A 7,435-nucleotide genomic window follows, 5' to 3' on the forward strand; every position below is an offset into this window, starting at 1 on the left:
CACAGGACAGATCCCATGTATGCCCCATCCCTGACGCTCACCGATTTCGATCCTGAACTGGCCGAAGCCGTCCGGCAGGAAGAACGCCGCCAGGAGGATCACGTCGAACTGATCGCCTCCGAAAACTACGCCAGCCCACTGGTGATGGCCATCCAGAACTCGGTGTTCACCAACAAATACGCCGAGGGCTATCCCGGCAAACGTTACTACGGCGGCTGCGAGCATGTGGACGTGGCCGAGCGTCTGGCTATCCAACGGGTCAAGGCCCTGTTCGATTGCGACTACGCCAACGTCCAGCCCCATGCAGGCGCCCAGGCCAACGCGGCCGTGTTCCTGGCACTGACGAACCCCGGCGACACCGTGATGGGCATGAACCTGGCCCAGGGCGGCCATCTGACACACGGCAACCCGTCCAATTTCTCCGGCCGTCACTACAGGATCGTGCCCTATGGCCTTGATCCCGAAACGGGCCTGATCGACTACGACGAGATGGAGCGCCTTGCGTTGGCGACCCGGCCGAAGATGCTGATCGGCGGCTTCTCCGCCTATTCGCGCCACAAGGACTGGGCGCGCATGCGCGCCATCGCCGACAAGGTGGGCGCGATCTTCTGGGTGGACATGGCGCATGTGGCCGGCCTGGTGGCGGCGGGCGAATACCCCGACCCCCTGCCCCATGCCCACGTGGTGACCAGCACGACCCACAAGACCCTGCGCGGCCCGCGCGGCGGCATCATCCTCTCCAAGGGGCAGGATCATGAGTTCTACAAGAAGCTCCATTCCGCCGTATTTCCCGGCATCCAGGGCGGCCCGCTGATGCACGTGATCGCCGCCAAGGCCATCGCCTTCAAGGAAGCGCTGCGGCCCGAGTTCAAGGCGTATCAGCAGGAGGTCGTGGCCAACGCACGTGCCATGGCGGCCACGCTTCAGCAGCGCGGCTACAAGATCGTTTCCGGCGGAACCGACAACCACCTCATGCTGATCGACCTGTCCACCCGGCCCTACACCGGCAAGGACGCGGACGCCGCGCTGACTGACGCCTACATCACCGCGAACAAGAACTCGGTGCCGAACGACCCCCGTTCACCTTTCGTCACCTCAGGGCTGCGCATCGGCACACCTGCCGTCACCACACGCGGCTTCGGCGTGTCCGAGTGCGAACACGTGGCCGGCTGGCTGTGCGACGTGCTGGACGCACTGGAGACAGGTGGCAGTGCGCTGACGACAGTGCGTGATCGGGTGCGGGAAAATGTGGTGGAACTCTGCCGCCGCCATCCCGTGTACGTCAGATCAAGGGCATGCCGGTGATCGGCGGGGGTGGGCTCGTAGGGGCGACTTCAGTCGCCCGCGGACTTCGATCAAGGGTGTGCCGGTGATCAACGCGTGGAGGGCGACTGAAGTCGCCCCTACAAGTCGCCCCTACCGGGGGTGTGAACTGCGTCGCGTCTATCCGGAAGCTCACCCATTCATCACCTTCACCTTGCCGCCGGTGGCGTCCTGCAGCCTGATTGCCAGGGCTTGGCGGGCGTCGGGGTCGCCGTGGATGAGGCGGACTTCGGTGGGGAGGTGGCGCATGCGGGTGACGAAGCGGACGAGGTCGTTCTGGTCGGCGTGGGCGGAGTAGCCGGAGAGGCTGTGGATGCCGGCGCGGATCTCGATGCGGTCGCCGTCAATGTCCACATAGCCGCCCCGGGGCCCGAAGGTCTGGATGGCGTTGCCGGGGGTGCCGCGGGCCTGGTAGCCCACGAACAGCACGTCGTGGCGCGGGTCGTGGAGCATGGCCTTGAGGTAGTTCATCACGCGCCCCCCCGAACACATGCCGCTGGCAGCGATGACGACGGCCGGCTCGCCGCTGCGCGCCAGGCGGCGCACGTTGGCCTCGTGGTCGGTGTGCTCATCGATGGCCACCAGCTGCTCGAAGGCCAGTGGCTTGCGCCCAGCCCTCACCCGGGCCAGGGCCTCGGCGTCCCAGTAGGGCTGCAGCTCGCGATACAGCTGGGTAAAGCGCCCGGCGAGGGGCGAATCCAGGTAGATGGGCAGCTTGGCCCAGCGCTCGGCAAAACGCCCCGGCTTCTGCCGCTGGCGATACAGGATGTCCTCAAACTCATACAGCAGCTCTTGCGTGCGGCCGATGCTGAAGGCCGGGATGATCACCGTGCCGCCGTTACCCAGGGCCTTCTCCACCACCGCCTGCAGACGCGCCCGCCGGACGCTGCGCTTTTCGTGCACCTGGTCGCCGTAGGTGCTCTCCAGCACCACCACGTCGGCCATCCAGGGCGACCTGGGCGCCGCCAGCAAAGGCGCATAGGGCGCGCCCAGATCCCCCGAGAACAGCACCCGCAGGCGCTCGCCGCCCGGCCGGGTGAGATCGCATTCCACATAGGCCGAGCCCAGGATATGCCCCGCCCGCTGCAGGCGGATGCGGCAGCTGCCCTTGGGGCCCGAAAACACCGGATACCAGGTGCGCCACGGAATCGGCCGGATGCGCGCCTCGACCATCCTGAGATAACGCTCCACCAGCCGCGCGTCGCGGGTCACGCCCACCGCAAAGGCATCGGCCAGCACCACCGGCAAGAGCCTGGCCGAGGGCTCGCTGCACAGGATGGGCCCCTTGAAACCCGCCGCCAGCAGCCAGGGGATGCGCCCCACGTGGTCGATGTGCACATGGGTGGCCACCAGGGCCTGCACCCGATCCACCGGAAACGGAATCTCCAGCCTGTCCGCCCCCGACACCCCATCCGGCGCCGTCTCGGCCCCCTGGAACAGGCCACAGTCGATCAGCAGGCTGTTGAGCTCATCAATGAACAACTGGTGACACGACCCCGTCACCCCCTGAAACGCGCCGTGATGGATGATGTTTGCATTCATGGCGGGGGATTGTAGTTGCTGATGGCATTTTCTGGGCGACTGAAGTCGCCCCTACGAGGCGCGGGTCGCACACGCAGCTGCGCTGCCCCATATAATTTCGGCATGTTTTTTTCACTTTTTTTGGGAAGCCGGGCACTCCATGCGCAAGCAAGACAAGAAGATCTATGTCGCCGGCCATCGCGGGATGGTGGGTGGGGCCATCGTTCGGCAGCTGCAGGCTGCGGGCTACAGCAACATCATCACCCGTCCCCACGCCGAGCTCGACCTCACCAGCCAGGCCGCGGTGAATGCCTTCTTCAGCACCGAAAAGCCCGACGAGGTGTACCTGGCGGCGGCCAAGGTGGGCGGCATCCATGCCAACAACGTTTACCCGGCAGAGTTCATCTACGACAACCTGATGATCCAGAGCAACGTCATCAACGCCGCTCACCACAACGGCGTGCAACGGCTGCTCTTCCTGGGCTCCAGCTGCATCTACCCCCGCGCCGTGGCCCAGCCCATGCGCGAGGACGCCCTGCTCACCGGCATCCTCGAGCCCACCAACGAACCGTACGCCATCGCCAAGATCGCCGGCATCAAGCTCTGCGAAAGCTACAACCGCCAGTACGGGCGCGACTACCGCAGCGTGATGCCCACCAACCTCTACGGCCCGGGTGACAACTACCACCTGGAAAACAGCCACGTGCTGCCCGCCATGATCCGCAAGTTCCACCTGGCCAAGCTGGCCCGCCAGGGCGACGTGGACGCCATCCGGCGCGACGGCGAACGCTACGGCCCCATCCCCGCCGACATCCTTGCCATGATTGGCTTTGACACCGCCACCCAGACCCTCACCGGCCCGGCCAAGGTGGCCCTGTGGGGCACCGGCACGCCGTATCGCGAGTTTCTGCACGTAGACGACATGGCCGCCGCCAGCATCTTCGTGATGGACCTGGACAACGACACCTACGCCCGCAACACCCAGCCCATGCTCAGCCACATCAACGTGGGTTTTGGCAGCGACGTGACCATCCGCGACGTGGCCCGGACCGTGGCCGGCGTGGTGGGCTACGAAGGCGACGTGGAGTTCGACGCCACCAAGCCCGACGGCACCATGCGCAAGCTCATGGACAGCACCCGCCTGGCCAATCTGGGCTGGAAAGCCAGCGTGTCACTGGAAGAAGGCCTCAAGCAGGCCTACGCGGCTTATCTGGGCGGGCAGGTGAAGGGCGGCTGATGATCAATTAGGCCAAAGCTGACTTCAAGCAATCGACGCACTGAGCAGCGGGTAATCCGGCTTAACGCTCGGCAGGGACGGGAACGTAAAAGCCATGCTTTCTAAGGAGCGCATGCCTCCTGGCAGCCTCGAGATCGCTTGCGACCATCTCGGCGCACATCTGCCGGGCCGAAACCTCGGGAACCCATCCCAGCTTTTCTCTCGCCTTCGTTGCATCCCCCAGCAAGGTTTCCACCTCGGCCGGGCGAAAATACCGGGGATCAATCCTGACGATCGTATCCCCCACCTTCAATGCCGGCGACTTGTCCCCCTCAACAGCGTCCACCAGGCCAACCTCCTCCACCCCAGTGCCCTCAAAGCGCAGGCGCACGCCCAGTTCAGCCGCAGCCCAGACAATGAACTCACGAACGCTGTGCTGTAACCCCGATGCAATGACGAAGTCCTCGGACTGCTCCTGCTGCAGCATCATCCATTGCATCCGCACATAGTCCCGTGCATGCCCCCAATCGCGCAAAGCATCTATGTTTCCCATAAAGAGACAGGTTTCCAGGCCTTGCGCGATATTGGCTAAACCACGTGTAATCTTTCGCGTCACAAAAGTCTCCCCACGGCGGGGAGACTCGTGATTGAAAAGAATGCCATTGCAGGCGTAAAAGCCATATGCCTCACGATAGTTGACCGTGATCCAGTACGCATAAAGCTTGGCTACGCCGTATGGGCTGCGAGGGTGAAAGGCGGTGCCTTCCTTTTGTGGCGTTTCCTGAACAAGCCCATAAAGCTCCGAGGTCGAAGCCTGATAAAAGCGCGTCTTTCTCTCGAGTTTCAGGAAGCGGATCGCTTCAAGCAGCCGCAAGGTCCCCAGTGCATCGACATCCGCGGTGTATTCCGGTGACTCAAAACTCACAGCAACATGAGACTGCGCACCAAGGTTATACACCTCGTCTGGCTGCACCTCACTCATGATGCGGATCAGATTGGAGCTGTCGGTCAGATCGCCATAATGCAGCTTGAAGCGCGCATCATCGCTATGAGGATCCTCGTAGATGTGATCGATACGCTGAGTATTGAACAGGGATGCACGACGCTTGATGCCGTGCACCTCGTACCCCTTCTCCAAGAGAAACTCGGCCAAATAAGAACCGTCCTGGCCGGTAACGCCGGTGATGAGTGCAACTTTCCGAGTAGTCATGGCATAACGCCCCAAATTGCTATTGATTCGACCCAACGGAATAAGCAGAGTCGTTGCTGCGACATTCAAGCAACAGTCTCACCCCGTCAGCACGTGTCCTGGGCGATGTCGATCCCGAGTTGAATCGAATGCATGACGTGTCTCCTTTCAACCCTCTTTATGCGGGCCGCCTGCACACCGGGCCGAAATACGATTCCGTGTCTTGCTCAAGGGGCCTATTCAGAAATCCCCGTGCTCCCGGCACCAAGCGATCAGCTCCCGGGTGGATTGATCCAACCCCACGGTATCCCCCACGCCTTGCAGCGCGGGCAGCAGCCTTCCGGCCAATTGCTTGCCCAGCTCCACGCCCCACTGGTCAAACGAGTTGATGCCCCACACCACGCCCTGCACGAACACCTTGTGCTCGTATAGCGCCAGCAGCATCCCCAAATGGAAAGGGTCGAGGCGGGGCAGGATGATGGTGGTGGAGGGCTGGTTGCCGGCGAAGACCTTGTGGGGCAGCAGGGCCGCCATCTGGTCGGCGGGGATGCCGGCGGCTTCGAGTTCGGAGCGGGCTTCGGCTTCCGTCTTGCCAAAAGCCAGCGCCGCGCTCTGGGCCAGGAAGTTGGCCATCAGCGGGGCCTGGTGGCCGGGCAGGGGGAAGTCACTCTGGGCGCTGGCGATGAAATCGCTGGGCACCAGCCAGCCGCCCTGGTGGAGCAGCTGGAAGAAGGCATGCTGGCCGTTGGAGCCGATCTCGCCCCACACGATGGGGTTGGCCTGGCAGCTCAGGGGCTGGCCGTCGCGGCCCACCGTCTTGCCGTTGGACTCCATCTCCAATTGCTGCAGGAAAGACGGCAAAAAGCGCAGCGATTCGTTATAAGGCAGCACCGCGCTGGTGGAGGCCCCCAGGAAGTTGGTGTTCCACACCCCCACCAGCGCCATCAGCACCGGCAGGTTGCGCTCGAAGGGCGCCTCGCGAAAATGGTTGTCGATAGTCTGGGCGCCCGAGAGCAGGCGCTCGAAGCCGTTCATGCCGATGGCCAGGGCAATCGACAGGCCCACCGCCGACCACAGCGAATAGCGCCCGCCCACCCAGTCCCACATCCGGAACACATTGGCCTCGGGCAGGCCAAAGGCCGCCGCCTTATCCACTGCCGAGCTCACCGCCACAAAATGCAGGGGCAGCGCCCGGGCCCAGTCTTCGCCCGCCGCCGCGCACAGCCATTCGCGTGCCGTGTAGGCATTGAGCATGGTCTCCTGGGTGGTGAAGGTCTTGCTGGCCACCACAAACAGGGTGCGGCGCGGGTCCAGGGAATCCAGCAGCTTGGCCAGATGGGCGCTGTCGATGTTGGACACAAAGTGCATCCGCAGCCCCGGATGCTGATACGCCGACAGGCTGCGCACCACCATCTTGGGCCCCAGATCCGACCCGCCAATCCCGATGTTCACCACATCGCGGATCCCCTCGCCCGAAAAGCCCCGCCACAGCCCCCCACGCACCTTCTCGGAGAACTGCCGCATCTGCACCCGCACCGCCCGCACCTCGGGCATCACATCCTGCTCGGCCGACGGAAACGCCCCCAGCTTGAGATGCCGCAAAGCCGGGTGCAGCACCGCCCGCTTCTCGCTGAAATTGATCTTGTCGCCCGAAAACAGCCTGTCACGCCATTCGGCCAGACGCGCCGTCTCGGCCAGGTCGATGAGCAGACGCAGCGCCTTTTCATCCAGCCGCTGCTTGGAGAAATCCACCAGCAAACCATCCAGCTCAACCGAAAAGCGCTTGAAGCGGTCGGGGTCGGCCGCAAAGAGGTCGCGCAGATGCAGACCGGAGATCTGGTCTCGGTGGGCCAGCAAGGCTTTCCAGGCGGGCGCGTTGATGTTGGGCATGGTGTTCGGAGGTATCCAGAAGCCGAGCTGCGTGCTCGTACACAGCCCGCGATTCTATCAACAGTCGCCAGCGCTCGGGCCTGCCCTCCACCCCCACCGGAACAAGGTGTGACGTATTTCCTTCCGCCCGACGCTTAACCCCAACGGCATGCTGCTTTGCAACAGAACTTAACATGCACCTGCTAGAATCCGGCGCGCATATAAATCAAGCTGAGAACACCCCTATGGAAGTGATCGTACTGGCCGCCGGCCAAGGTAAGCGTATGCGCTCGGTGTTGCCCAAGGTCTTGCAGCCG

Annotated in this window: 5 protein-coding genes; 2 read left to right on the forward strand and 3 right to left on the reverse strand. The window is 63.5% G+C overall.

From position 1 onward, the window contains the following. The first annotated feature begins 15 nt into the window (after positions 1 to 15). The gene (glyA, locus tag L6Q67_RS21320; protein ID WP_296574585.1) at positions 16 to 1,305 is read left to right on the forward strand and encodes a serine hydroxymethyltransferase; all 1,290 of its coding nucleotides are present in this window, start codon (positions 16 to 18) and stop codon (positions 1,303 to 1,305) included. Between the two features lie 150 nt (positions 1,306 to 1,455). Here the strand turns inward: glyA and L6Q67_RS21325 are convergent, their stop codons facing one another. Continuing rightward, the gene (locus tag L6Q67_RS21325) at positions 1,456 to 2,865 is read right to left on the reverse strand and encodes an MBL fold metallo-hydrolase (RefSeq protein ID WP_296574589.1); all 1,410 of its coding nucleotides are present in this window, start codon (positions 2,863 to 2,865) and stop codon (positions 1,456 to 1,458) included. Between the two features lie 139 nt (positions 2,866 to 3,004). Here L6Q67_RS21325 and L6Q67_RS21330 point away from each other — a divergent pair, with 139 nt between their 5' ends. Continuing rightward, positions 3,005 to 4,081, forward strand: a complete 1,077-nt coding sequence (locus L6Q67_RS21330) for a GDP-L-fucose synthase (protein WP_296574591.1) — start codon at positions 3,005 to 3,007, stop codon at positions 4,079 to 4,081. Positions 4,082 to 4,142: 61 nt separating this feature from the next. Here the strand turns inward: L6Q67_RS21330 and gmd are convergent, their stop codons facing one another. Continuing rightward, positions 4,143 to 5,270 carry a GDP-mannose 4,6-dehydratase gene (gene gmd / locus L6Q67_RS21335; protein ID WP_296574599.1) on the reverse strand — a complete coding sequence of 376 codons (1,128 nt, stop codon included), beginning with the start codon at positions 5,268 to 5,270 and terminating at the stop codon, positions 4,143 to 4,145. Between the two features lie 219 nt (positions 5,271 to 5,489). After that, positions 5,490 to 7,139 (reverse strand): glucose-6-phosphate isomerase, encoded by a 1,650-nt coding sequence (pgi, locus tag L6Q67_RS21340; RefSeq protein WP_296574593.1) that lies wholly within the window; start codon positions 7,137 to 7,139, stop codon positions 5,490 to 5,492. Positions 7,140 to 7,435 lie beyond the last annotated feature (296 nt).

Source organism: Zoogloea sp., assembly GCF_023150065.1.
Taxonomy (GTDB): domain Bacteria; phylum Pseudomonadota; class Gammaproteobacteria; order Burkholderiales; family Rhodocyclaceae; genus Zoogloea.